This is a genomic window from Desulfobacter sp., assembly GCA_028768545.1.
GTDB lineage: Bacteria > Desulfobacterota > Desulfobacteria > Desulfobacterales > Desulfobacteraceae > Desulfobacter.
Genome location: CP054838.1, coordinates 3,696,305 through 3,721,737 on the forward strand (window position 1 = coordinate 3,696,305; position 25,433 = coordinate 3,721,737).

Sequence of the window (25,433 nt, forward strand, 5' to 3'; positions counted from 1 at the left end):
GGAGAGAAACATGTCAGAAAAAGTATTGCTTGTGGATGATGAAAAAGAATTTTTAGAAATCATGTCCGAACGGATGCAGGCCCGGGGAATGATCGTTACGACCGCAAGCTCTGCGGATCAGGCCCTGGCCATCATTAAAAAACAAACATTTGACGCCATTGTCATGGATTTTCAGATGCCTGAAATGGATGGAATGGAGGCGTTAAAAGCCATTAAAACCCAAAGGCCAGAACTGCAGATTATTCTGCTGACCGGTTATGCAACCGTTGAAAAAACAGTAGAGGCCATGAAAATTGGGGCGTCTGACTTCTTGGAAAAACCGGCAGATATTGAAGCACTTGCAGAAAAAATCAAAAAGGCCAAAACCGAAAAAATGTTGATTGTTGAAGAAAAAACAGAACAAAAAATAAAGGATATTCTCCAGCGGTTCGGCAATTGATGCACTGAACCTTTTGAGGGCCCTTATTCCATTTAATGATTCAAATCAGAATGAAACAAGGGCTTTCCTATAAATTTTAGAACCATATTCCAGCCATTTTTGGCGATCTGTTATCGCACATAAATTGTTTTTGTATGGTTGCGCCCATATTTAAGTCTTCTCAATTTCAGATCTAAACCCTTAAAGTCAAAGAGTTTTTCTTCCAAAAAGATCTTTTCAACCACCATAAAAACAGCCTAAAAACCTGTTTTTTTCCATAATTTACACCTTCAAAATCCAAGACTCTTCTTGACAACAGCAGATCTCCTATCTTATTAAAAACAGATTTGAAAAATAAAAGGGACGTATATCCCTTATACGCAATAAATTAATTATTAGGAGATATCTTGACTATGAACGAAACCGCACCAACCTTTGACTGGAAACGAATTCTCTTTATTCTGATAGGGGTAACCCTGTTTGCAGTTGTTAATTTTTCACCGGCCTGGCCCGATGCCATTGATCCTACGGGCAAACATTTTGTGCTGAGTGCCGAGGGCAAAGGCGCATTGGCCATATTCCTGCTTGCCGGCACCTGGTGGGTGTTTGAAGTCATTCCCATTGGTATTACCAGTTTGACCCTGGGTGCCCTGCAGGTTCTTTTCATGGTCCGTCCTGCTGAAAAAGCACTTAAAGATTTTATGACCCCGTCCGTATTGTTCATATTCGGATCTCTGGTCATCGGCATGGTATTTACCAAAACAGGTCTGACCAAACGTCTTGCCTATAAAATGCTGGCCGTTGTGGGGGAAAAAACCAGCATGATCTACCTGGGCTGTTTTGTGGTCACGGCTGCCCTTACCCATATTATGGCCCATACGGCCGTAGCCGCCACCATGTTTCCTTTGCTCATGACCATTTACGGCATGTACACCGAAGAGGAAGGCCCCACCAAATTCGGCAAAGGCCTTTTCATGGGTATGGCATTTGTGGCAGGAGCAGGCTCTATTGTCACCCTTTTAGGCGCGGCCCGGGGTGCTGTGGCCCTTGGTTTTTTCAAGGATATTGTGGGCAGGGACATCAGTTTCTTTGAACTGACCTTTTATATGTTCCCCATTGGATGGCTCATGACCTTTCTGCTCTGGGGATTTTTCATGATCTTTTTCAAGCCTGAAAAAAAAGAAATCCCAGGCCTTCGTGAAAAGGCAAAAAAACTGGGAACCGCCATGGGCGGAATCACCAAAAATGAAGTATTGGCCGCTGTGATCATTTTTTCCTGCATCGGCATCATGTCTGTTAAGCAATTTATTCCGGCCATCTCTTCTTTGGACAAAAATGCCATCATCCTGGTCTCCACCGTATTGTTCTTTGTATTTAAAATACTTGACATTAAAGATCTTGAGTCTATCCCCTGGAACATTATCCTGTTGTTTGGCGGTGCCATGAGTATTGGATTCTGCCTCTGGGAAACAGGTGCTGCCGAATGGCTGGCCATCAACTGGCTGACCATGTTTCAAAATTCTCACTGGTTTGTATTTGTTATGAGCATTGCGTTTTTTGTTATGATCATGACAAACTTTATCATGAATGTGGCCGCCATTGCCATCTCCCTGCCCGTTGCCCTGGTTATTGCGCCTTACCTGGGAGTCGCGCCTGAGGTCATCTTGTTCTCCGCCCTGGTCACTGCAGGTATGCCCTTTCTCCTGCTGGTGGGTGCAGCGCCCAACGCCATTGCATACGATTCAAAACAATTTACCACAGGGGAATTTTTCCTCTATGGCATCCCGGCCAGCATCATGCTGATGGTTATTGTTGCATTTGCCATCTGGCTGTGGGGAATTATGGGAATGCCTATACTGGTAAGCTAACCACCGAAAGGAACCAATAGGATGAAAGCAAGAAAAGTCAATGAATTGATGATTCCCTTGTCGGATTATGCAACGGTTTTAGAGGATGCCTTTCTGGCCGATGCCATCAAGGCCCTTAAGACGGCCCAGTCCGATACCAAATTCCAATACAAGCACCGCGCAATTCTTGTATTGGACCCAGGCAACAATGTGGTGGGAAAACTTGGGATCCGTGAAATCCTCAAGGCACTTGAACCCAAATACCGTCAGTTTGAACACAGTGATGACACCGCCAGTATCGGATTGTCACGGTTTGGGTTTAATATGGGATTTCTCTCTTCCCTTGTGGACAAACTCGAACTTTGGGACGAGACCATGGAAGAACTGGTTCTCAAGGCGGGCCGTTTGACGGTAAAAGATATCATGTACTCCCCTTCCAAGGCCGAGTATGTGGACCAGACCGCCCCCATTGCCGAAGCCGTTCATCAATTCATCTTAGGCTGTCACCAGTCCCTGCTCGTTCTGGACGGGGATGTGGTCGTGGGCATCCTGAGGCTTGCAGACATCTTTGATCTGGTCTGTGACCTGATTGAATAAAAAAACCACCCCGGCCTGTCCATAACAGGACAGGCCGGGCGTTTTTATGTGTCATTGCATCCTTTGGCCTGATCAATTAAAAACACAGATCCAGGTTAAAAAACTCTTTTCTTAAATTCAACTCTCCGGTTGAAAAAATCACGTTTTGATGCAAAAATCAGCAAAATTGAAAAAGGGGTTTTGCCTTTAAACAGGCAAATGCCTTGAACATGAAAATCATAAGGATGGGTTGATGAGTGATAAAAAATTACGGGAACTTGTTGAAAACCATGTTCCCGGCCTCTTTGTCATTATTGTTGTTTTTGCCATTATTGAGTTTGGCATTCTGCTTGCCTGTGTTGCCTATTCCGCCAATCAGGATATGGTTAAAATTTACGGCAAAAACAATGAACCCCTGTATGAGAATGTCTATAACTTAAGCCATATAAATGAATTTAAAAAGCTCTACGGAATAGACAATTTTCAAGAGAGCGGATTTGTCCTGACCCGTATGACCATTGAAAACAAATTTCCCACAAGGGCCTGGATCGCCTTGTCCGTTTGTGTCCCCTTAGTTCTTATTCTCTTTGTGGTATTTATCGTCAAGGTCTTTGAGGATATGTTTCATTCCCAAAAAGAGAATACCCGCAAAAAAGATGACCCGGACCCGGAATTTGAAGAGACCCGGTTTGAAAAGCTGTTTTCCACTCTGGGACGGCTCAATATCTACGCTCTGGGTACCACGGTTATTTTAACGGCCTTTCTCTTCTGGATGGTGCCCGACCTTTTAGTCTATCTTGGCAAGGTCAGCTATGAGACCATTTCAGAACTTAAATGGGTAATCCTGGGCATTATTCTCCTGGGCGGGCTTTACCTGATCTTCAAAGCCTATTTTTCCTATAAGACTAAAATTCAGATCATCAAGCACCAGGCAGTTATCCAGCAGCACCGGGACCGGCTGGCCATTGAAGCCAAAACCGAAAAAAAACGTCTTGAAGATAAGACAAGTCATTTAAGTCTATAGACCCAGCACATCGGGTGATTGACTGAAACCTCCTGACCCGGTGCCAAAATCCATCCTTTAAATTTTTCTTTTGTAATCCGGACCGGTTCCCCCCTTTCTGCCGCCCCGGCAATCGCCCCCATTGCAGCGCCAAAATGATAACCAGATTGTCCAAGTTATCCTTTCCAGACTCCCCCCTATTATAATCGGATGCCTTGATCATGGATCAGGGCTGTTTTAGCATCATTGACAGTCCCGGTACAATTTAGTAAAAGTTTGTCCCATAAATTTTAAGGTCTGCCCATTCCAAGCAAAACAGGAGAAAATTTTGAAAATCGTGATCATCGGAGCCGGCGAAGTCGGATACAACATTGCCAGACGACTGGCCCAGGAAAGCAACGCCGTCGTGGTCATTGACCAGGATGCGGCTGCCACCCGAAGAATTGCTGAAGATCTTGATGTGCAGGTGCTCACAGGCTCGGGAAGCAACCCTGATGTCCTGAAGCAGGCGGGTATTCTGGATGCTGATATCCTGCTGGCGGTTACAGACAGTGATGAGATCAATATTGTGGCCTGTTTGATTGCCAACCAGATTTCACCTTTAACCCGCAAACTGATTCGCCTTAGAAACGAGGCCTTTATCCCCTTTCACCCCAGCCTGAAGAATGAAAACCCGAGCATTGACACCATTATCAACCCCGAAGCCGAGGTGGTTAAAACCATCATAAAGCTCATGGCTGTGCCCGGAGCCTGTGATATTGGTGTTTTTCTGGACGGCAAGGCCAAATACGTGGGCGTCCGCCTTGACAAAAGCTCACCCATTGCCGGCATGGAACTGTCCCAATTTCATGCTGAATTCGGCCAGGAACGGCCCCTGATTGCGGCCATCATCAGAAACAATGAAGTCATTGTACCCAGGGGCAAAGACCAGACCCGTGCTGGAGATCTGGTCTATTTTGTCTGTGAATCAAGCCATCTTGAAAAAACACTCACCCTTTTGGGATTGTCCATCAACCCCGTTAAACGGGTATTGATCGTGGGCGGAGGCCGCATTGGCGCCCAGCTTGCAAAGGCGCTTGAAACTGAAAAAATCGAAGTGAAAATCATTGAATCAGATCTTGACCGCTGCCATGAACTTTCCCGGGAAATAAAAAAAAGCGTCGTCCTCCACGGAGACGGGTCTGACCAAAAATTGTTCATGGAAGAAAATATAAGACAGATGGATGGTGTGGTCTCGGTCACCAACGATGATGAGACCAATATCCTTGTCTCTTTGCTGGCCAAAAACATGGGCGTGACCAACACCATTACCCGGATCGGCAAATCAAGCTATTACCCCCTGCTTTCGACCATAGGCATTGAAAAAGTCGTCTCCACGAGGATATCGGCAGTCTCCTCCATTTTAAGCAACATCCGCCAGGGCAACGTGGTCTCTGACATCTCCATTTTCGGGGAGCGGGGAGAATTCATCGAAGCCATTGCCCTTGAAACCTCGGATATCACCAAAGCCCCCCTTAAAAAACTGGCCTTTCCCAAAGGCTCTCTTTTGGTCTGCATCATAAGAGAGGACAAGGTGATCATGCCCATGGGCGACAGCCAGGTGGCTCCGGGTGACAGAATCATTCTTTTTGCCGTTCAGGGGGCGGTGAAAAAACTTGAAAAACTGCTCACTGTAAAGCTTGGCTTTTTCTGATGCGCTGGCCTTTTATCCTCAGAATCATCGGCATTCTTCTCTTTTTTTTGGGCCTGTCCATGGCCGTTCCCCTTGCCGCCAGCCTCTATTTTGCAGACGGGGAACATATTGGGCATGGGGTTGCCATGGCCCTGACCATGGCCATGGGGATCTTGTTGGTGCTTGTTTCGGCCAAGGCCAACGGCCAGACCTATATCAACCAGAAAGAAGGCATGGCGGTGGTGGCCTTAGGATGGCTGGGCATAGGGCTGTTCGGCGCCCTACCTTTTTTCATGGCCCCGGATTTTTCAACTTATACCGATGCCTTTTTCGAGTCGGTCTCGGGCTTTACCACCACAGGCTCATCCATCATGTCCAATATCCAGGGAGCGGCCCCAAGCCTGCTGCTCTGGCGCAGCCTGATCCAGTGGCTGGGCGGGATGGGTATCATTGTGCTCTCCCTGGCCATTCTTCCCTTTTTAGGAGTGGGCGGTATCCAGCTTTATAAGGCAGAGGTGCCAAGTCCCGTGCCGGACAAGCTGACACCGCGACTCTCTGATTCGGCAAAAATTTTATGGATGGTCTATGCCGGCATGACCCTTATCCTAATTTTTCTTCTTTATATGGGAAAAATGCCTTTGTTCGAAGCTGTATGTCATGGCCTGACCACCCTTCCAACCGGCGGATTTTCCCCTAAAAACGCCTCCATTGCTCATTATAACAGCGCCTATTTTGACTATACCATCCTGGTGTTCATGATTTTGGCAGGGATTAATTTTTCCCTTCATTACCAATTGCTCAGGGGCCGGCCCCTTGCCTTTTGGAAGGACAGTGAATGCCGGTTTTTCCTAGGTCTTGTTCTGGTCTGCACCCTGGCCATTACCTGGGATACAAAAGGAGCGGTATATGAAAGTTTTTCCCAGGCCTTTCGCTATGCAAGTTTCCAGGTCGGCTCCATCCTGACCACAACCGGATTTGCCACGGCAGATTATGAACAATTTCCAGGATTTTCCCAGGCCATCATCCTTTTGTGCATGTTTGTCGGTGCCTCGGCAGGCTCCACAGGCGGCGGTATTAAATGCGCCCGGATTATGGTCTGCTGCAAATACTTCTATCGGGAGCTGTTTCAGCTTGTTCATCCCAGAAGCGTCAGCCAGATCAAGGTCAATAACACCATTATTTCCGAAGAACTGTTACGGACCATTATGGGATTTTTGAGCCTGTATATTCTGGTATTTGCCGTGGCCACCATTCTTTTGGCTGCCATGGGCGTTGACCTGCTCACCTCCATTGGGGCCACGGCATCTTGTATCGGTAATATCGGACCTGGATTCGGGAGTGTGGGCCCGGTTGAAAATTTTGCCCATTTGCCCGGCCCCGGCAAATGGCTGCTCTCCTTTTGCATGCTGGCAGGACGCCTGGAAATCTATACCGTGATTATTCTCATGGTGCCTGAATTCTGGAAGAATTAAACAAAGGCAAGCCTTTTGTCACTTTATAATTTTAAACCGTTTCCCAACTCATCACAGATCCAAATTTAGGTTCCCGGTCGGTCTGCCTGTTTCCATGGGCAGACCTTTTTTTACCCTCCCCACAAAGCAGTTAATTATTTGAATTTAAAGCATATTTAATGTGGCTGTGTGTGATAAATAAATTTTAGGTTAATTTGCAAAATTTTCCCTTTGACACCTGGGGCAGAATGACCTATTTTTATCGCCTTTGTGCACTATTTTTTTATTTTGGAACCCAAGGCCATTTTTATGGAAAGTTAACCCCCTAAAAAGGAGGAAAGTATGACAATTTCTCCCGCAATCATTGCGGCGCTCTGCCTGGGAGCGACTTTTGTCTGTGTTGCCGTCTGCCTGGCTGTAGCCATTAAAAAAAATCTAATATAAGAATCGATTGTCTCCCCCAAAATAAAAGATTTTGGGGGGAGATATCGTTTTATCCTTTCCCCCAAACCACAGCCTGAAAAAGAAAATCGATCCAGGCATAATTTTTCCACGCCCCTCCCGCCATCCAAAGCCGAAAATCGGTATTATAAAAAAAATTGAATCTTTACGGATTGAAATTTTAAATAATCTCTTATATGAATATATTAAATGCAAGACTATAATTAATTCCCATGGAATTGACAGGGCGGAGCTATGACCTGGTCAAAAATTGCAATGGGACCTGTAAGAGATGGTATTTAACAATAAAACTCAATGAGTTTACCTATAGGACCTAAAATAATACTCTGATTCTAAATTAAACCTGACTCGTGCTTTTCTCTCTACTCCCAGCACAAGCCCATTATTCATCTCATTTCTTCTCCATTTCTCAACTTCTCTTGTTTTCCTTACCCCACTATTTTTCTTTTTTTATTTTTCCGATTCAACCTGTTTTGGCAAACCGGACCTATCTTTTGTTTCTTTTTTTTCTCCGGTTCCCCCCTTTATTCAAAAATTGAGGTTTTTCCCACAGCATAATTTCATCTAAATACGATTGCACCTGGACCTTGGCAAATCATCTGTTTATCACACCCTGCGTGGGGGCAACGGCCTTGATTTGCCGTCCAAAATTTTTTCATCAAAGGTTAAGCCCATTTGAACGGACCTGGCAGACCTATTTCACAATGCCTTGATGCCCCTTGCCCTTATGAGCAGGCCAAGAATATGGTGCGACCCCAAAACAGCCCTCCGCCCTGGTGGGACTGGTGACCAGCCTTATCGGATCTAAACAACGCGCATCTTCCAAGCATATCTCTTTGGAGCGTGAACAGAAATTAAGGAAAATCCATGAATACAAAAATTAAAAAAATCAACAACCAGGACTTTGAAATTTTGGAGCACGGTGAAACCCCGGAATTCAGAACAGCGTTTCACATTATTTTTGGTGTGGCTCTTGCCTACTTCATCTACATATTTACCCGTGTGCACTGATCTAATTGAGAAAGGACCAGAAAATGAAAAAGGAATTAACGATTTTTGACAAGCCTAAAAATGTCCGCCGACTCTTAAAAGGCTTTTTCGCAGCCCTTGTTCTCATTCTGATTGCCGAAGCCTTTGTGGACATGCATGCCGAATTTTCCGTGGCTCATTTTTTCGGATTTTATGCGGTTTTTGGATTTATCTCCTATGTCACCCTTATTTTTGTTGCCAAGTTCTTGAGAAAACTCATTATGCGAAAAGAGGACTATTATGATGACTGATCTGCTCCCCCCGCCGTCATTGATTCTTATATTCGGTGCTGTCCTGATTCCGTTTCTGCGTGGAAACCTGAAACAGGGCTATATGCTCCTATTGCCGATCATTGCTTTTTTTCTTGTAATCAAGCTGCCTCTGGGAAATTTCTGGACTGTTGAATTTTCCGGGTTTGATCTCATCCTCGGCCGGGTGGACCGCCTGTCCAGGATTTTTTTAATCATCTTCACCATCATGGCCTTTATCGGGGTACTCTTTGCCCTGAAAGTAAAGGACAACCTCCAGCAGATATCTGCCATGGTCTATGCCGGATCCACTTTAGGGGTGGTCATGGCAGGGGATTTTCTTTCCCTTTACCTCTTCTGGAAAATCATGGCCATTGCCTCCACATTCCTGGTCATTGCCCCCAGAACAAAGGCCTCCAGAGATGCGGGATTTAGATATCTTATGGTTCACATCGTGGGCGGACTCATCCTTTTGGCCGGAATTGTCTTTTACATCCAAAAAAACGGAACAACCACCTTTGACTATATCGGGCTTCAAGATCCGGCCTCATGGTTTATCTTTATCGGGGTGGCCCTGAATGTCGCAGCCATACCTCTACATTCCTGGCTGCCGGACGCCTACCCCATGGGTACCCCTACAAGCACGGTGTTTTTAAGCGCATTCACTACAAAATCGGCTGTTTATCTGCTCATCAGAACCTTTCCGGGCACTGACCTGCTCATTGTGATCGGGGCATTAATGGTCTTCATCCCCATTTTCTATGCGGTTCTTGAAAATGATATCCGTCGGGTACTCTCATACAGTCTCATGAACCAGGTGGGGTTCATGCTGGTGGGGGTGGGCGTTGGCACGGAACTGGCCCTGAACGGGGAAGTGGCCCATGCCTTCTGCCATATCATCTACAAGGCGCTTTTGTTCATGGCAGCAGGCTCTGTGCTTCAGATGACAGGTAAAATCAAATGTACGGAAATCGGAGGGCTGTACAAGACCATGCCCCTGACATGTCTGTTCTGTCTTGTGGGGGCCGCATCCATATCAGCCTTTCCCCTCTTTTCGGGCTTTGTCTCCAAATCCATGATTGTGTCAGCGTCGGCCCAGGAAAAAATATTTCTACTCTGGCTGGTCCTCCAGTTTGCCTCCACAGGGGTTGTGGACCATGCCGGCATAAAGGTGCCCTTTTTCACCTTTTTCGGCCATGATTCAGGTATCCGTGCCAAGGAGCCGCCTTTAAATATGCTATTGGCCATGGGATTTGCAGCCTTTCTTTGCGTTGGCTTAGGTGTCTGGTACCAACCGCTTTACAATCTTCTGCCCTTTGCCGTGAACTACCAGCCCTATAACGGCGCCCATGTGGTGGGACAGCTTCAGCTGCTCATGTTCGGAGCCTTTGCCTTTGCCCTCCTGATTTTGTCAGGCTATTATGTTCCTGAAATTAAAAGCCGAAACCTGGATGCAGACTGGCTCTATCGCAAAGGGACTAAAATCATCTATCAATCACTGGATAAGGGGCTCAATTCATTGAACCGGGCCTGCGAAGGAATCCTTTTGGAATTTGTGCGAAAAACAGCCGCCTTTTTCCAACAGGCAAGCATTCATTTTGCCTTGTTTTGTGCGGTTAATCTCTGGCTTGTCCAGGGATATCGGGGCAAGCGCCTGAGCTATAAAAAGGAACAATTTTATAACGATCTAACCCATGGCACCCTTCCCATTGGTATTGGGGCGGCAGCGGCCATATCATTCATAATGATTATATTTTTAATCACCTGATTTAGCCCGAATATTTCATGAAATTTTAGGTATTTTACCAAAAAGTTATATTATTACAATTAGTTGTGTCGTGGTTTAAGTCGTTTTCCATTATACAAAACCTCACCCTCCGGGCAAAGCGTTTTACCTCATCTGCTGGGTTACAGTCCGCTCGCAGTAAAGGACTACGGCTTCTCGGTCTGTGCCTTGCAGCTAAGGCAAAAACGCTTTGTGAAATATGCGGGTTAGGTAAAATCGAAGCGTTTAATAAAAAACGGTCTTTGACATTGTCAAAGACCGTTTTTTTGTTTGAAACAAATGCGCTCCAACCAGAGCTTTTTTTAATAGGCTATCTGGTTAAAGCCACGAATGGGTGTCGCCTTTATGCCTGCCGGATGGCCGGGTGGGTGGCAAGGGACTTTAAAAACTGAGCCGTATGCCGGTTCATTCGCGTTTTAAATTTTTCAACCACCTGCTGCATCACCGTATAACCGATGGCATAGTCTGTTTTAAACAATTGAAGCATTTGGGCAGAAGAGAGGGTAATAATCTGACACTCCTGTGCACATATAGCCGTATAGGTTGAAGGAGAATTTTCCAGCAGGGCTGAGACGCCAAAGGTCTGTCCAGGGCGTAATTCATCCAGGGTCAGGGCCTGGCCTCCAGACGCACGGCAGTTGAGAAAAATCCGTCCGGAAACCAGCATGTAGATCAGATGCTTGGCCTCATCCTGACGGATGAGAATGGTCTCTTCGTCAAAGGTTTCCATCTGGGCCACCGTGGCAATTTTCTCCAGAATATCATCGGGAAGGGTTTTGATAAAATTTATTTTTTTCAGGTCTTTAATACCAATCATGGGACTGCCTTTTTTCTTTGGGTTAGTACACCGGCGTCAGTTGCTCAATATCCTGAATCCCCTGTTTGAGGTCAGGATTCTCTTCAAGGGTCTTGATGATCATCTGGGCCCGCTTGTCCATGGTTCGTTTATACTGGCCGGCCACACCGATCATAAGATGATAGGCCAGTTCCTGATTCTCTTTAAAAAGTTCAAGCAGGCGGGGACCGTAAAGGGTAACCACCTCACAGGGTTCCTGACAGACGGCAGTATAAGAGGCAACGGAATCTTCTATGAGAGCGGAGGAGCCAAAGGCCCGTCCAGACTGGAGATTATCTAAAATAACATCAATATCCGGGGTCAACGCGACCTTCAGGGCTACCTGCCCCATAATCATCAGGTAAAAGGTATCAATCTTGTCTCCCACAGTGAACAACTGGGTATCGGTACCGTAAATATTGAGCTGGGCCTCCTGACTCAGGATCTCAAGCAGATGGTCCGGCACCTGTTTCATCATATTGATACGCTTTAAATCTTCTATTTTTACCATTATATCTTTCCTTTAGGTTAACACATAGACCAGAACAACAAATGAAATGGCAACTGCCGCACCAATGCCTATGGGCATGGTGCCCTGGAGGATGTCATTGTAAAGCCGCTGTTTTTTCATGGCCAGCCGTTTGTCCTTCACCCCCTTGATCATCCAAAAATTCACCGAGAAAAACAGGGCCAGCCTTGCAGCAGAATCCTTAAAAAAACGGGAGACAAAAGAGGCCACAGACCGAACAATGGATTCACACCAGGTATTCAAAGGATTCAAGGTTTTGGACAGCAGGGCGTAAACCCCTTTACCGCCTTTGCGGTAAATCCAGTCGGAATCCAGGTTGATCGCCCGCTGCTCAGCCGGGTAGATCCCTGCCAGAAGCAGAAGGGTAAAGGCCAGTGCTGAGAAGAACAAAAGTTCGGTCTGGGTCAGGACATGGGAAATGGTATAGGGTTCATAATCCGTGGGAAAGGGCAGCACATCGTACAAAAAGCGAGGAAAGGTCCCGACAAAGATACACAAAAATGCGGCAATGCCCATGGCAATGAGCATATTTTTAGGGGCTTCTTTTACCCTCAGACCTGAGTCATGCCCGAAAAAGGCAAAAAAGGGAATCTTAATACCGGCATGGTGGAACACCCCTGCTGCGGCAAAGAGCAGCACCAGCCATACATAGACCAGAGAACCCTGCCCCGGTATATGGGAATTTGCCGCCACGGCTGACATGACCATGGATTTGGACACAAAACCGGAAAAAAGCGGGAAGGCTGATATGGATGCCGCGCCCACACAACAGAACAGACAGGTCCAGGGCATACTTTTGTATAGACCTCCCAGATCCGTTGCATTAATTTTGCCGGTCCGGTACATGACCGCCCCCATGGACATGAAGAGCAGGCCCTTGAACAAAACATCGTTGAATGCATGGGCACAGGCCCCGTTAATGGCAAGCTCGGTGCCCACACCAATACCCACAACCATAAATCCCACCTGGTTGATCAAACTGTAGGCCAGAACCCTTCGCAAATCATTTTCAATGACCGCATAAAAAATGGGAAAAGCGGCCATGCCCACACCGATCCAGATCAGCATTTCTGTGCCCGGATAAAGCCTGGCAAGGGCATATACTGCCGTTTTAGTGGTAAATGCACTTAAGAATACCGAACCGCCTATGGTGGCTTCAGGATACGCATCTGTAAGCCAGGGATGAATCAGGGGCCAGGCACAATTGATGCCGATACCGAAAAAAATCAGGTAGGAGGAGAGGCTGCCCAGGGTAATATGAGACATCTCAAGGGAACCGGTCTCTGTAAAATGGAAAACAATCCCGGCCAGAAGCACAAGTCCGCCAAAGGCATGGACCATAAGGTATCGAAAGCCTGCGGCCTGGGCGGATTTTGTTTTCCTGGACCAGATCAGCATCACAGAACCGATGGTCAAAGATTCCCAGAAGACAAAAAAGGTAAACAAATCCCCGGCAAAGATGGTGCCTAAAGCGGCCCCGGAGTAGAAAAAACCTGCCATATATTCCACATTATCCTTAAAATTCAGGATATAGATCACCGTAATAAAGGCAATGATGTGAAAGATGTACCCAAAGAGCAGGTTCAGCCGGTCCACCTGGAGCAGAACCAGGTTAAAGTCTCCAAACCCCATGAGCATGTGCTGACCTTCCGGGATATGGATCAGGTTTAAAAACCCTGCCACAGGAATGGCCATCATATAAAGGGATTTGGCTTTTCCCCTGAAAAACGGGATCAAAAGACCGCCCAGCATAAAGATCAAGGCCGGCATATAATTAGTTGTCATAATAATCCTCCTTGCGCTTTACCAGGGGGCGAAGGATGTATTTTGAGACCAGCACCAGGATAACGCAGGCCACAAACCCGTATACCGAGTAAAAACTCCAATACTTTTCCCATTCATATTCCACATGACGGTGGATAATATGCTGTTCGGATAAAATAATATAAACCACATCAATAATGAGAAGTGCAACCACAGAGCTAAAAAAGATTTTCAGCAGTCTTTTTACATTCTGGGGGTTGTCAAACATATTTTTTTTTTCCATGCTTACTCTGCCTATTTTCTATAAACAAGGTTGAGATAAAATATAAGCCATATACAGACAGCTGGCGATGAATACCACCATAAAAACCGGTATGTAGCCTGGTACTGCCTCGTGTTTCAACTCCATGAGTTCTTCTTTTTTGTGTTTTTTCATGGGTGGTTAACCTCCGATAAATCCTTTAACAGCCATGGATGCAAGGTTTAAAAATGGCTGGGGTACAAAAAATAGCACAAATGAAATCAAAGCGGTGATCACCAGGGGTACCACACAAATCATGGGTGCTTCGTCAATTTTACGTTCAAACATCGCCTCTTCAGGAGTACAGAAAAACGCTTTATAGAAAATGGGCATGAAATAGGCTGCATTAAGCAGAGAAGAGGTCAGCAGGACAAAGAGCATGATCATCTGATCACCCTCAAGCGTCCCTAAAACCAGGTACCACTTGGAGATAAATCCTCCTGTGGGGGGCAGTCCGATAATGGACAAAGACCCGAGAAGAAAAGCGGTCATGGTCACAGGCATCCGGTACCCGATTCCCACCATCTGGCTCAAATATTTTTTCCCGGTGGCCACAAAAATAGCCCCTGCACAGAAAAAGAGGGTAATCTTGCCAAAGGCATGCATGGCAATATGAAGCATGCCGCCGGTCATCCCCTTGGGGCTGAGCAGGGCCGCTCCCAATACGATATAGGAGAGCTGACCTATGGTTGAATAGGCCAGGCGCCGTTTAAATTCATCCTGGGACAGGGCAATGGCTGAACTGACCAGAATGGTGACTGAAGCAATCCCGGCAACCACAGCCCCAAGATCAAATGAGGCTAAGAATTCAACACCGAAAATCCCTGTGAGCACTCTGACAATGGAAAACACCCCCACCTTTACAACCGCCACCGCATGAAGCAGGGCAGAAACAGGTGTGGGGGCCACCATGGCTGCGGGCAGCCATGAATGAAAGGGCATGATGCCGGCCTTGGCAAACCCGAATACAAACATGAGCAAAAGAACCGTTGCATGGGGTTTGGACAATTGGTCTGTAAAAATCCCGGCACCTGAAAACTCAAGGGTTCCTGTGGCATGGTAGCACCAGATCATGGCCGGCAGTACCAGACCAATGGAGGTTCCCAGAATAAAGGTGAGATAACGTCTGCCCGAGGTTCTGGATTTGGCATCCTGATGGTGGGCCACCAGAGGATAGGTTGCCAGGGACAAAATCTCATAAAATAAATAGAGTGTCAGAAGGTTGGCAGAAAATGCCGCACCGATGGTTGCAGAAATTGCCAGGGCAAAAAAGGAGACAAACCGGGTCTGGCCATGTTCATTCAGCCCCCTCATATACCCGATGGAATACATGGAGGTAATAATGTACAAGGAAGAGGCTACCAGGGCAAACAGCATGCCCAAGGCATCCACCCGAAAGGCAATATCCGCTCCCGGGGCAATCTTGAACAGGGTTAAGCCCACCTGGTTGCCGTCCAGAATAACAGGCAGCATTGAGACCACAATTAAAAACTTGATGGTACCGGCTATAAATGTCCAGGACTCCCGGGCATTAGGCTTGCTCGAAGACGAGATCAGCACTGGAATCACTGCCAGGGACACCAGCACAGCCAGAAGGGGTTTAATTGATGTAATCAGTTCCATTTATTCCTTAGCCTTTGTGTAAATTTATTTGTTTCATTTTAAAAAGGGCAGGATAACCTTATCCACAATAGTGCCGGAATAAAGCCCCACCACAATCAAAGCAATGCTGACAATTCCCAGGGTCGCAAGGGAGGACACAGGTGCCTCTTCCATGGCCACAGCATCCTTACCATGGCCGTGGCCGGAATCGTCTTCAGCCACATCGTGACCGTGGTCTTCAGCCATGGGTTCAAAAAAGCAGATCTCAAACACCTTGAAAAAAAGCACGGCGCAGATCAGAGAAGAAATCAGCAGGGCAGCAGCAAAGTGGTAGGCACCGGCTTCAAAGGCCCCGAGAATAAGGTACCATTTTGAAAAGAAACCGCAGGTCGGGGGCACCCCAACAATGGAGAAGGCTGCCAGCACAAAGCCTGCCATGGTCCAAGGCATCTTTCCAAATAGTCCTGAAAGGTCATTCAGATCCACCCGGCCCAGCTTATAAACCATATTGCCCACAGCCAGAAACAGGGCAAAGGTCATGAGGGCATCGTTGACAATGTGCAAAATGGCGCCGGTCATGCCCAGGGTATTGCCCAGCCAGGCACCGCCCACCATATATCCGATTTCACAGACAATGATATAGGTGAGCATCTTTTTAAGATTATTCTGAGACAGGGCCATAATGCCGCCGGCAAGGACGGCAAAGGTTCCCAGCCAGACAACGCCCTGGGCCAGGTTCAGGGTATTAAAAATATAGTCCAGGCCAAATACGGTCACCATCAGTCTGACCATGACATAGACCATGACCTTGGTCATGAGCGGGGCCACAACCCTTGCAAATCCCACGGGAGAGTAGGCATATGCATTGGGCAGCCAGACATGGAGGGGAAAAAGGGCCATTTTGATCCATACCCCGAGAATACAGAGGATAAAGGCCACCAATAATGATGAAGAACTGCTCATGGCAGGAATCATCCCCGCCACATCCCCCATGTTCAACGAACCGGTAATAATATAAATATAGCCCACCCCGAGCAGGTAAAAGGATGCGCCGATAACCCCGATAAAAACATAGTTCAAAGAGGACAGAGGCCCTCTGTCCTTGTCCCCCAGGGCAATCATGGTATAAGAGGTCAAAGAGGTGATTTCAATCAAAACATAAAGGTTGAAAAGATCGCCTGTTGACACCACACCCAAAAGTCCCACAACAAAAAGCAGGTACATCACGTAAAAGGCGCCGGTCCGGTCAGGGGTTTCCTGGGCGACATTCTTGAAACTGGCCACCAGGTTGAGAAAGGCAATGCCGGTAATCAAAACCAGAACCATGGCGTTGAGACCGTCAATCCTGTATTCAATGCCCATGGGAGGCATCCACCCGGCCATGGTGTACTGGATGGGACCTGAGCTTAAAACCAAAAACAGGTCATTAACAGCAGCGGCAAGGGCAATACCAAGGGCAGTCAGGGCAATGGGGTAGGTAAACCGATCATCCACCCAGGCGGTGATCCCCGCAAAAAAGGCCCCGAGCAATGGGGCAATGACAACGATTGCTGGATAATTGTTCATATCTTTTTTTCCGATAAGCGCATTCTGAGTTCATCTTCTTCCAGGGTATTGTACCGCTGGTATATTCTTACACACAGGGCCATGGCCACCCCAAAGGTGGCAACAGAAACAACAATGGCCGTAAGCATGAGCACATGGGGCAAGGGATTGATATAATCTGCCGCCTTTATAATGGCCTCTGCGCCATGACCGCTGTGATCCCCCTGGATAATGGGGATGGTGGCGCCTCTTTTATATCCGATGGATACATAAAAAAGGATAATGGCGGTCTGGAAAATATTCATGCCCACCAGTTTTTTGATAAGATTGTTCTTGACAATCATGGCATAGAGCCCGATCATCATGAGGATGATATAGAGCCAGTAATTGTACTTTGCCACAATCAGGGGTAAAAAATCAGTCATATGCGCCTCCTATAGTCCTTCGTCGTGTCTGCCTTCGGAGACGATATTAATATAAATAATGGCCATGACTGCGGTAACCGCCATGCCCACACCGATTTCAACCCCCAGCATCCCCAAGGCCCGGATGTGGTGTTCCCCAAAAAAAGGAATATATTGGGAATAATCTAAAAAATGACCACCCAGCACCATGGAAAAGGCACCGATGCCCACATAGACCAAAACACCGGCAGCTGAAAAAATGCCCAGAAACTTTTCACTCACGCGTTTCATCAGGGTTTTCAAATTGTATGAAATGGCTAAAAGGATAAAACTGGACCCGAAAATCACCCCGCCCTGGAATCCGCCGCCCGGAGAAAAATCCCCATGGGCAACCACGTAAAGGGCATATATCTGAATAAAGGGAATCAGGATCCGGCATACGGTTTTAATAATGGTATCTGACGGGACCCAATCCTTGTCCACATCTTCAAACTCTTTGCCCGGGGCGATCTGTCTTTCATTGTTCTTGACATGAAGGACAACGCCGGTGGGCACGTGCCGGTAGTAATACTCTTTTTTGGGACGGAAATCGCGAAGCAGCAGAAAACAGGCAAGGCCCGCACAAAAGACCACCGCTGTTTCAAACATGGTGTCATACCCCCTATAGTCTGCCAATACAGCCGTGACCAGGTTAGGGACTTCAGTCTGCTCCATTGCATGCTCGATATAATCATTGGACAGATGGATGGATGCCGGCGAATGAGGATCCCCCCAGTCAGGCAGTTCCCCTGTCCCGTATAATAAGAGTCCGCCGGTCAGGCAGACAATAATAAACCCGAAAAGCTTCAATCTTTTGTCCTCCTGCTTGTTCTAAATACAGCTGCAACAAAAAAAACAGTGCTCACCCCAGCCCCGACAGAGGCCTCGGTAAACGCCACATCCACCGCCCCCATGACAGCCCAGAGCAGGCACATCATAAAAGAATAGGCACCGAATAAAATGGCAGTTCCCAAGAGGTCTCGAACGGAAATGGCGGCAATGGCACAGAAAATAACAAAGGTCAATACAATAAGGTCAATGGGCCAAGACATGTTTATTCCTTTCCTGTTTCCCGGGGTTGAATCGTATTATTCTTAGGCTTCCGGGTCCATGGCCTCAAGCCTGCCCGCATCCCGGCATCCACAATGGAGTGGGTTGCCGTGGGGCTGGACATGAATACAAAGAAAACGATCAGCATCATTTTAATGGATAAAAGAACGGTCCCCAGGGAAAAATGATGAAGGTTATACAGAGCAAGGCCTCCCACCATGGCCATTATCCCTAAGGTATCAAGTTTTCCTGCAGGGTGAAGCCTTGAATAAAAATCAGGCATCCTGATAATGCCCACAGCGCCCCCCAGAAAAAACAAAAAACCAAAGGCCAAGAGTATGATTACAAGTATATCCATGACAACTCCTCATCAATCCATAAAAGATTCTTCGTACAGGCCTTTTCTTTTGTGGAAATACCTGGACGCGGCAATCACGGCCACAAAGTTTAAAAAAGCATAGGCCAGGGCAATATCCACAAACATATCCACCCGTTCGTATAAAAACCCGATCAGCAGTAAAAGGACAACGGTCTTGCTGCCGATGGCATTCACCCCGACCAGCCGGTCCAATACTGTGGGACCGAACAGGCACCGGTACAAAGACAGGAACATGAGCAGGCAAAGGCCCATGGCGACGATAAGAAAAAAGGTGTTCATATATCTTCTCCGTAAATATCAGCCACCTTGTTCAGCATGTTTCCCGGACAGCCTTGGGCAGACGGCTTATCAATGGCATGAACCCTGTATACTCCGTCAGCACCGTTGGTGACGGTGATCGTCCCCGGCGTCAGGGTAATGGAATTGGCAAGGGTGGTAATGGCAAGGTCTGATTCAAGGTCGGCTTTAAAATTCATAATATGGGGATCGATCAACTCGTTCATCCGGGGATGAAAAACAAGATAGAGCAAATGGAAATTTGCCTTGATAATCTCCACAATCAGCCAGGGAATATAGGCTGAAAACTTGATAAAAATTCGGAAATGGCCCGGGGTGATGGACGGGAACAAAAGATCGTGGAAAAACCAGGCCACAAGCAGACTGGAAACCACCCCCAGGCTGACGAGAAGCCCTGAAAAATTCCCGGACAGGACCAGCCAGGTGGCAAACATAAGTATAAATGTGATTAAAAACGAAACAAAAGAAAATCCCGACTTTTTTTCAACAGCAGGGGCAGTTTTCCCCTCACCGGTACCAGATTGAATCAATGGAGGTCTCCTTAATCAAAGTAATGTAAATCTTCAAGTGCCGAACATCGGCTATTTTTCAACGCCGTAAATTCCCCGGAACTTGTCATACAGCTTTGATAAGGTCCCTTTCTTTTTTGAATCCAACAAGGTGTGTTCGGGAGTATCTGAACGGCCTTCCTGAACCAGCCTGTGATCATAGGCGGCATTTATGGTCTGGATGAGGGTTTCCATATCCACGGGTTTTGACAGGAATTTAAAGGCATTATACTTGCCGCTTTCAAGTGCATTTTCAACACTGCCATGCCCGGTTAAGACAATACAGGGCAAAAACGGCTGCAAATCTTTTAAACGTTTCTGGACCTCAATACCGTCAATTCCGGGCATCTGCAGATCCACCACAGCCACGTCAAAATCCTCCTTTGATGCCGCTTCAACCCCTTCTTCACCTGAAAAAGTGGTTTTTACCGTAAACCCATCCAACACCAGCCGCTTGGCAAGGTACTTCAAAAACGTCTGTTCATCATCTATAAATAAAAGCTTCATATTGACCCTTTATTAGCATAAATATCTTATTTCTCACTTAATATTTTTTTATCAAAAAACAATTTAGTACCAGAACCAAAAATCGGAGTCAAGGCGTTCTTTTTACAAGTCAAAGCTAATTTATAGATTTACAATTTCCCCCTATATCCTTAAAACAAGCCGCTTTTAAAGGATCAATCCTTGATTATCCGTCAAACCGGAAACAAGAGACACGGATAAATACTCTTGTCTGCTATATTCCTTGATATGGACCCCATCCATCTTTCAAGCATGGCATTTTTCTCACTGGTCCCCAGAACGATCATAGATGCCTGATATTCCCTGGCCGCCTTGAGGATTTCATTTTCAGGATCGCCCACATAGACATGGGGCCTTGCATCAATACCGGCGGCTTCAAACTCATCGCAAAGGTCATCCAGGCGGCCGCGTTCATATTTTCTGACCTTCTGCACCTCATGGGTATCGGTACTTTTTAGATCCTTATCACTGACCACATGCATGAGATGAATCTGGCCGATGACATTGGAAAGTCCCTTTAAACAGTCGACGGCAGCCTGGCTGCTGCCTGACCAGGAGGTGGCAAACAAGGGACGTTTGAATAGTTGTTCAGGCACCACCTGATCCTCGAGCATATGCTTGAACACCAGGATGGGAATTTTCACCCGCCGGGTCAGCTCGGTAATATCAGACCTTGAGTAAAGCTGCTCCAAAGGTCCTTTGTGGGACCTGCCGATAACGGCAAGGTCCGGCTCCTCCCGGTCAATGACCTTGAGCATCTCATACACAAGACTTGAGACCTCAATATAGGCCCCGACTTCCATGCCCAGTTCAAATAAATTTTCCGCCCAGTCAATAAACCGGATATTGGCGGTCTCTTTAAGTTTTACCTCTTCTTGTTTTAAATAGCCTGAGCCCCGCTTCATGGAGACCTTGTCCCGTTCGATCACATTGAGGAACACCACATGGTCGAGATCTGCCTTGCGCAGGCTTAAAAGAGCATTTAAGGCGTCAAAGCATAAATCCTCAAACTTGGTGACAAAAAGCAGTTTTTTTATTTTCATAACCTCTCCTGGGGGCTGGTTTTACCCTGAATTTAGCCGATTTTTGTTTCAATGGCCTGGACCAGTTCTTCGGGTTCCACGGGTTTTTCAAGATAAATATCGGGCTTGGGAACCTCTCCGCCTTTAAACTCGTCCAGCACTTTCTGGGATTTTAAAAACGATCTTAGGGCAATGCCGGTGAACATGATCACAGGCAAATCCTTGAGCGTCTCATCGGTTTTCAGGTGACGGTAAAGCCGGATGCCGCTGCCCCGGGGCATGAGCACATCAAGGATGACCAGATTCGGCCGGTTGGCCTGGATCTTTTCAAGTCCGTCAACACCGTCGTGGGCAACCAGAGGCAAATAACCGTTTTCCTCCAGCACTGTGACCACAAATGACCTGACATCAGGATCATCATCTACCACAAGCACCTTTTTGCTCATTATTTATCCTCCTTGGCCAGTCTTTCATCAAAGGGCGAAATGGGGTCAAAGGGAAGCTTGAGGGTAAAACAAGACCCTTTTCCCTTTTGGCTTTTAGTATCGATACGTCCCTTATGCTCTTCCACAAGCTTGCCGGTCACCAAAAGCCCAAGGCCTGTTCCCTTGCCCCCCTTGGTACTGAACATGGGATTAAACAATTGCGACAGGGTCTTTTCATCCATGCCGCAGCCGTTATCCTCAACTTCGAAACAGATCATCTCCTGGGCGTCTGTATAGGTTTTGATTCCAATGACAAATTTTTTGGACAGATCCTCATCTTCCAGACAGGCGTCCATGGCATTGTTCACCAGATTGAGCAATGACCTGTGAATGGTTTCAGGATCGGCAAGGACAACTCCGATACGAGGATCAATCTTTGATTTTATAGAGATATCTTTGGCCTTTGCCGCCTCTTTGACCAGGCTGACCACCTCCTCGACAATCTCATTGGGAGAACAGGGGGCCATCTCAGGATCATGCTCCCTGGAATAGGTGAGCATGTCCTGGGTCAGGTCCGAGACCCTGGAAATGTTCTTTTTAATGGTCTCCCAACCTGTCTTAAGCTTTTGGGTATTATTTTTTTTCATGCCCACATCCACCACATAGGATCCGCCTTTGAGGCCGATGAGAATATTTTTCACATAATGGGCAAGGCCGGACACGGTCTGGCCGACTGCTGCCAGCCGTTCGGACCGGACCAATTCTTTTTCCAGGTCCTTGATCTCGGTTAAATCCTGAAAAAAATTAACAATCCCCATGAATTCACCTTTTTCATACAGCACATTGGTGGTAAACCGCACAGGAAAAGTTTTCCCCTCCTTGATGGTCAACATCATTTCCTTCCAGGGCAGATTACCGGCGTTGGGGTTTTTTCTTGCCTCTTCTTTGAAAACACCAGAGATCTCAGGCTGGTAAAGATCCTCAATGGTCATCTTGTTGATCACATTCACCGAAGGTTCATTAAAAATCCGGGCCGCCTCTGGATTATAGACCACAATTTTCCAGTCATGATCAAAGGCCACAATGGCGTCATTGGAAAAATGGATCAGCAATCGTTGAAAGTTGGATTTGCGGCGAATCTCTTCTGTGGCCTGGGCCACTTTAAATTCAAGGTTTTTGGTATACCCCTCCAATTGCTCCCGGATATGGATCTTTGCCTTGGCGCGCTCCAGGGCAATGGCCAGGGCCTCGTCCCGCACAGGCTTGTTGATAAAATCACTGGCCCCGTACTGAAGCGCTGTAATGGTCGAATCAATATCCCCGTGACCGGTGACAATGATCACCTCTTTGTCCGGATCAATCAGCTTGATTTGTTTTAAAAGCTCAAGCCCGTCCATCACCGGCATTTTGATATCCGTGACCACAATATCAGGAGACTGAGCCTTGAGCACCTCAAGCGCCTCTTCACCGTTACCGGCAGTCACCGTTTCATACCCGTCACTGCGAAGGGACATGGACAAGAGCCGGACGATAATTTCTTCATCATCAACAATGAGAATTTTATTTGCAGACATAGGTTTTTTCACTCCTTAATCAACGGCTGGAAACCAAATTATAAATTGTGCGCCCTCACCTTCACGGCTCTCTATTTCTATGGTTCCGTTATAATCTTTTATGATTCCAAAACTGATACTGGTGCCAAGGCCCGTGCCCTTGCCTGTCTCTTTGGTGGTAAAAAAAGGTTCAAATATTTTACCTTTGACCGTAGCACTCATGCCCACCCCTGTATCGGCCACAGAAACCCCCACTTTGCGGTCCTGGGCCCAGGTTTTAATGGTCAATATTTTTTCCACAAAAGACTCTGTATTTTGGGCTTTTTCGTCCATGGCATCAATGGCATTGGTGACCAGATTAATAAAGACCTGCTCAAGACGGTTATGCTCGGCCCGGATCTGGGGAACCTGATCATCAAGATCCAGTTTCACCTTGACCGAATGAACCGTGAGCTGGTGTCCCAAAACCTTGAACACATCATTGATGGGATCGTTAATGCAAAGCTTTTTCAAGTCCCGGTCCGACTGGCGGGCAAAATCCCTGACATGCTTGATCACCCCGGACGCCCTGGCCACGTTGTCAATAATGTCCCTGGCCATGGTCGTGATTTCTTCATCCGGTATGGTCAGCCCTTTTTTGATCATTTTCAACATCAAATCGGCACAGATCTGGATCACGTTCAACGGCTGATTAATCTCATGGGCCATGCCTGCGGCCATGGTGCCCAGGGTGGCCAATTTTCCGGCCTGGATCAGCTGGGTTTCTTTTTCAACGCTTTCAGAAATATCCGTTGACGAGGCAATGAGCACATCTCTGTTGCTGTAGGTGGTGTTGACCACCTTGGTATTGACAAAAAACGACTCTCGGGATTTTTTAAAATGCCGCCTTTTGGTAAAGAGCAGTGTCTGGCCCTTGTATAGCCCCTTCAATCCCTTTTCTATGGTTTCATCATCCTTGTCCCAAAGATCGAGAAAAGGCCGGCCCAGAAGATCGGATTTTGAATACCCGTAATCCTCTTGCACCCTGTGATTTATGTCAAGAACCTCAAGGGTGATACTGTCGATGATAAAAATGGGATTGGGATTATTGTTAAACAGGGACCTATACTTTTCTTCTGATTTTTTATACTTTTCATGGAGCTTGAGCAGTTCCTGATCCTGGAGGGCAATTTCCTGTTGGGCGGCCTTGTCTTCACTTCTGTCCCTGAGGGTTTCAATGGCGCCTATGATTTCTCCGTCCGGGGATTTGATGGGGGCGGCCGTAAAAAAAATCCATTTCCCCCGATCTCCGATGTGGGGAAAAAATTCTTCTGCCTCCAGGGCCTCTTGTACAATTTTGGATTTACGCCAGGAGGTGCCGTAATATTTTTGGGTATCTTCCTCGCTCAGACCGTCAACCACAATATCTGCCAGGGTGGGACGCTTAGCCGAACGAAAAGGGACCCATTGCCGGTCAGTGCCCACAAGTTCATAGGCATTGTGGCCGGTGAGTTCTTCGCAGGCCCGGTTCCAATGGGTCAGGATATGCTCATTATTTATAATAAAGGTGGGGATCATACTGCCCTGGATCACCTGGGTCAGCTCTTTTTCCATTTCCAAGAGTTCTTCTCTCTCGGTCTTGAGAAACTGGGTTTTTTTACTGAAAATCTCGGTGATATGACCTGAGAACCGGTCAAAGAGACATACCAAATCATCCCGGCAGACATCTATGTCCTTAATTTGTTCCCTGACCCTGATTTTTTCAGCCTCGGTCCCAAGCAGACTGAGAAAAGAGACCGCCTGGTAGGAGTCCAGCTCCAGCACCTGGACACCCCGCTGTTCCAATTGCCTGAGAATGGGGGCCAGGGCCTGGTCATTTTTCAGTTTCAGCACAAGATCCATGGTATCCAGCCCCAGAAGATCCTGATATTCGACTGTGGTGGGAACCCCGACCCGTTTGGCACAGGCAAAGCCCTCATTCTGGACCAGAGGGTCGGCCAGCAGCATCACTTCACATTTCAGGCTTGCCAGAGCCGAATCGGTCAGCCGAGTGAGTATCTCGCAGCAGGGATTGTTCCCGCCGATGATGCCGATCTTTCTTTGGTTCAGGTCAAGCTTCATGAACAGCTCCTTTTTTTGTTTGG

General features: G+C 47.1%; 26 protein-coding genes. 9 read left to right on the forward strand and 17 right to left on the reverse strand.

Annotated elements, in window-relative coordinates; all coding sequences use genetic code 11:
- Positions 1 to 10 precede the first annotated feature (10 nt).
- From HUN05_17880 to HUN05_17920, 9 genes are all read left to right on the forward strand, one after another.
- Complete coding sequence (locus tag HUN05_17880) at positions 11 to 439, forward strand: response regulator (GenBank protein WDP86760.1); 429 nt, start codon at positions 11 to 13, stop codon at positions 437 to 439.
- Between the two features lie 392 nt (positions 440 to 831).
- Entirely contained in the window at positions 832 to 2,286 is a 1,455-nt protein-coding gene (locus HUN05_17885; GenBank protein WDP86761.1) for an SLC13/DASS family transporter, read from the forward strand.
- 21 nt (positions 2,287 to 2,307) lie between these two features.
- A complete protein-coding gene (locus tag HUN05_17890) occupies positions 2,308 to 2,862 on the forward strand; it encodes a CBS domain-containing protein (protein WDP86762.1) in 555 nt (184 codons plus the stop codon).
- A 232-nt stretch (positions 2,863 to 3,094) separates the two neighbouring features.
- Positions 3,095 to 3,865 carry a hypothetical protein gene (locus tag HUN05_17895; protein ID WDP86763.1) on the forward strand — a complete coding sequence of 257 codons (771 nt, stop codon included), beginning with the start codon at positions 3,095 to 3,097 and terminating at the stop codon, positions 3,863 to 3,865.
- A gap of 307 nt (positions 3,866 to 4,172) precedes the next feature.
- Complete coding sequence (trkA, locus tag HUN05_17900) at positions 4,173 to 5,537, forward strand: Trk system potassium transporter TrkA (protein WDP86764.1); 1,365 nt, start codon at positions 4,173 to 4,175, stop codon at positions 5,535 to 5,537.
- A complete protein-coding gene (locus tag HUN05_17905) occupies positions 5,537 to 6,988 on the forward strand; it encodes a TrkH family potassium uptake protein (GenBank protein ID WDP86765.1) in 1,452 nt (483 codons plus the stop codon). The genes trkA and HUN05_17905 overlap by 1 nt, the downstream gene beginning before the upstream one ends.
- A 1,308-nt stretch (positions 6,989 to 8,296) precedes the next feature.
- On the forward strand, positions 8,297 to 8,440 hold the full coding sequence (locus tag HUN05_17910; protein WDP86766.1) for a hypothetical protein: 144 nt from the start codon (positions 8,297 to 8,299) through the stop codon (positions 8,438 to 8,440).
- A 23-nt stretch (positions 8,441 to 8,463) separates the two neighbouring features.
- Positions 8,464 to 8,709: a hypothetical protein gene (locus HUN05_17915; protein WDP86767.1), complete on the forward strand. Its 246-nt coding sequence runs from the start codon at positions 8,464 to 8,466 to the stop codon at positions 8,707 to 8,709.
- Entirely contained in the window at positions 8,702 to 10,474 is a 1,773-nt protein-coding gene (locus HUN05_17920) for a Na(+)/H(+) antiporter subunit D (GenBank protein ID WDP88124.1), read from the forward strand. The genes HUN05_17915 and HUN05_17920 overlap by 8 nt, the downstream gene beginning before the upstream one ends.
- Before the next feature lie 361 nt (positions 10,475 to 10,835).
- Here HUN05_17920 and HUN05_17925 read toward each other — a convergent pair whose 3' ends face one another.
- From HUN05_17925 to HUN05_18005, 17 genes are all read right to left on the reverse strand, one after another.
- Complete coding sequence (locus HUN05_17925; GenBank protein ID WDP86768.1) at positions 10,836 to 11,309, reverse strand: cyclic nucleotide-binding domain-containing protein; 474 nt, start codon at positions 11,307 to 11,309, stop codon at positions 10,836 to 10,838.
- Positions 11,310 to 11,331: 22 nt separating this feature from the next.
- The gene (locus HUN05_17930) at positions 11,332 to 11,838 is read right to left on the reverse strand and encodes a cyclic nucleotide-binding domain-containing protein (GenBank protein ID WDP86769.1); all 507 of its coding nucleotides are present in this window, start codon (positions 11,836 to 11,838) and stop codon (positions 11,332 to 11,334) included.
- A 12-nt stretch (positions 11,839 to 11,850) separates the two neighbouring features.
- A complete protein-coding gene (locus HUN05_17935; GenBank protein WDP86770.1) occupies positions 11,851 to 13,641 on the reverse strand; it encodes a Na(+)/H(+) antiporter subunit D in 1,791 nt (596 codons plus the stop codon).
- The gene (locus tag HUN05_17940; protein WDP86771.1) at positions 13,631 to 13,903 is read right to left on the reverse strand and encodes a hypothetical protein; all 273 of its coding nucleotides are present in this window, start codon (positions 13,901 to 13,903) and stop codon (positions 13,631 to 13,633) included. Before HUN05_17940 ends, HUN05_17935 begins: the two co-directional genes overlap by 11 nt.
- A gap of 159 nt (positions 13,904 to 14,062) precedes the next feature.
- Positions 14,063 to 15,544, reverse strand: coding sequence for a monovalent cation/H+ antiporter subunit D family protein (locus HUN05_17945; GenBank protein WDP86772.1), 1,482 nt, complete (start codon positions 15,542 to 15,544; stop codon positions 14,063 to 14,065).
- Between the two features lie 33 nt (positions 15,545 to 15,577).
- Positions 15,578 to 17,089, reverse strand: coding sequence for a monovalent cation/H+ antiporter subunit D family protein (locus HUN05_17950; GenBank protein WDP86773.1), 1,512 nt, complete (start codon positions 17,087 to 17,089; stop codon positions 15,578 to 15,580).
- Positions 17,086 to 17,493, reverse strand: coding sequence for a cation:proton antiporter subunit C (locus tag HUN05_17955; GenBank protein ID WDP86774.1), 408 nt, complete (start codon positions 17,491 to 17,493; stop codon positions 17,086 to 17,088). The genes HUN05_17950 and HUN05_17955 overlap by 4 nt, the downstream gene beginning before the upstream one ends.
- A gap of 9 nt (positions 17,494 to 17,502) precedes the next feature.
- Complete coding sequence (locus HUN05_17960; GenBank protein ID WDP86775.1) at positions 17,503 to 18,321, reverse strand: Na(+)/H(+) antiporter subunit B; 819 nt, start codon at positions 18,319 to 18,321, stop codon at positions 17,503 to 17,505.
- Positions 18,318 to 18,563, reverse strand: coding sequence for a DUF4040 domain-containing protein (locus HUN05_17965; protein WDP86776.1), 246 nt, complete (start codon positions 18,561 to 18,563; stop codon positions 18,318 to 18,320). The genes HUN05_17960 and HUN05_17965 overlap by 4 nt, the downstream gene beginning before the upstream one ends.
- 2 nt (positions 18,564 to 18,565) lie before the next feature.
- Positions 18,566 to 18,919, reverse strand: coding sequence for a monovalent cation/H(+) antiporter subunit G (locus HUN05_17970; GenBank protein ID WDP86777.1), 354 nt, complete (start codon positions 18,917 to 18,919; stop codon positions 18,566 to 18,568).
- A gap of 12 nt (positions 18,920 to 18,931) precedes the next feature.
- Entirely contained in the window at positions 18,932 to 19,219 is a 288-nt protein-coding gene (locus tag HUN05_17975) for a pH regulation protein F (GenBank protein WDP86778.1), read from the reverse strand.
- Positions 19,216 to 19,671 (reverse strand): Na+/H+ antiporter subunit E, encoded by a 456-nt coding sequence (locus HUN05_17980; GenBank protein WDP88125.1) that lies wholly within the window; start codon positions 19,669 to 19,671, stop codon positions 19,216 to 19,218. The genes HUN05_17975 and HUN05_17980 overlap by 4 nt, the downstream gene beginning before the upstream one ends.
- Positions 19,672 to 19,818: 147 nt before the next feature.
- Positions 19,819 to 20,292 carry a response regulator gene (locus tag HUN05_17985; protein WDP86779.1) on the reverse strand — a complete coding sequence of 158 codons (474 nt, stop codon included), beginning with the start codon at positions 20,290 to 20,292 and terminating at the stop codon, positions 19,819 to 19,821.
- Between the two features lie 191 nt (positions 20,293 to 20,483).
- Entirely contained in the window at positions 20,484 to 21,353 is an 870-nt protein-coding gene (locus HUN05_17990; protein WDP86780.1) for a universal stress protein, read from the reverse strand.
- Between the two features lie 32 nt (positions 21,354 to 21,385).
- Complete coding sequence (locus HUN05_17995) at positions 21,386 to 21,778, reverse strand: response regulator (protein ID WDP86781.1); 393 nt, start codon at positions 21,776 to 21,778, stop codon at positions 21,386 to 21,388.
- Entirely contained in the window at positions 21,778 to 23,331 is a 1,554-nt protein-coding gene (locus HUN05_18000) for a response regulator (protein ID WDP86782.1), read from the reverse strand. The genes HUN05_17995 and HUN05_18000 overlap by 1 nt, the downstream gene beginning before the upstream one ends.
- A 15-nt stretch (positions 23,332 to 23,346) precedes the next feature.
- Positions 23,347 to 25,410, reverse strand: coding sequence for a PAS domain S-box protein (locus tag HUN05_18005; GenBank protein WDP86783.1), 2,064 nt, complete (start codon positions 25,408 to 25,410; stop codon positions 23,347 to 23,349).
- Positions 25,411 to 25,433: the final 23 nt, after the last annotated feature.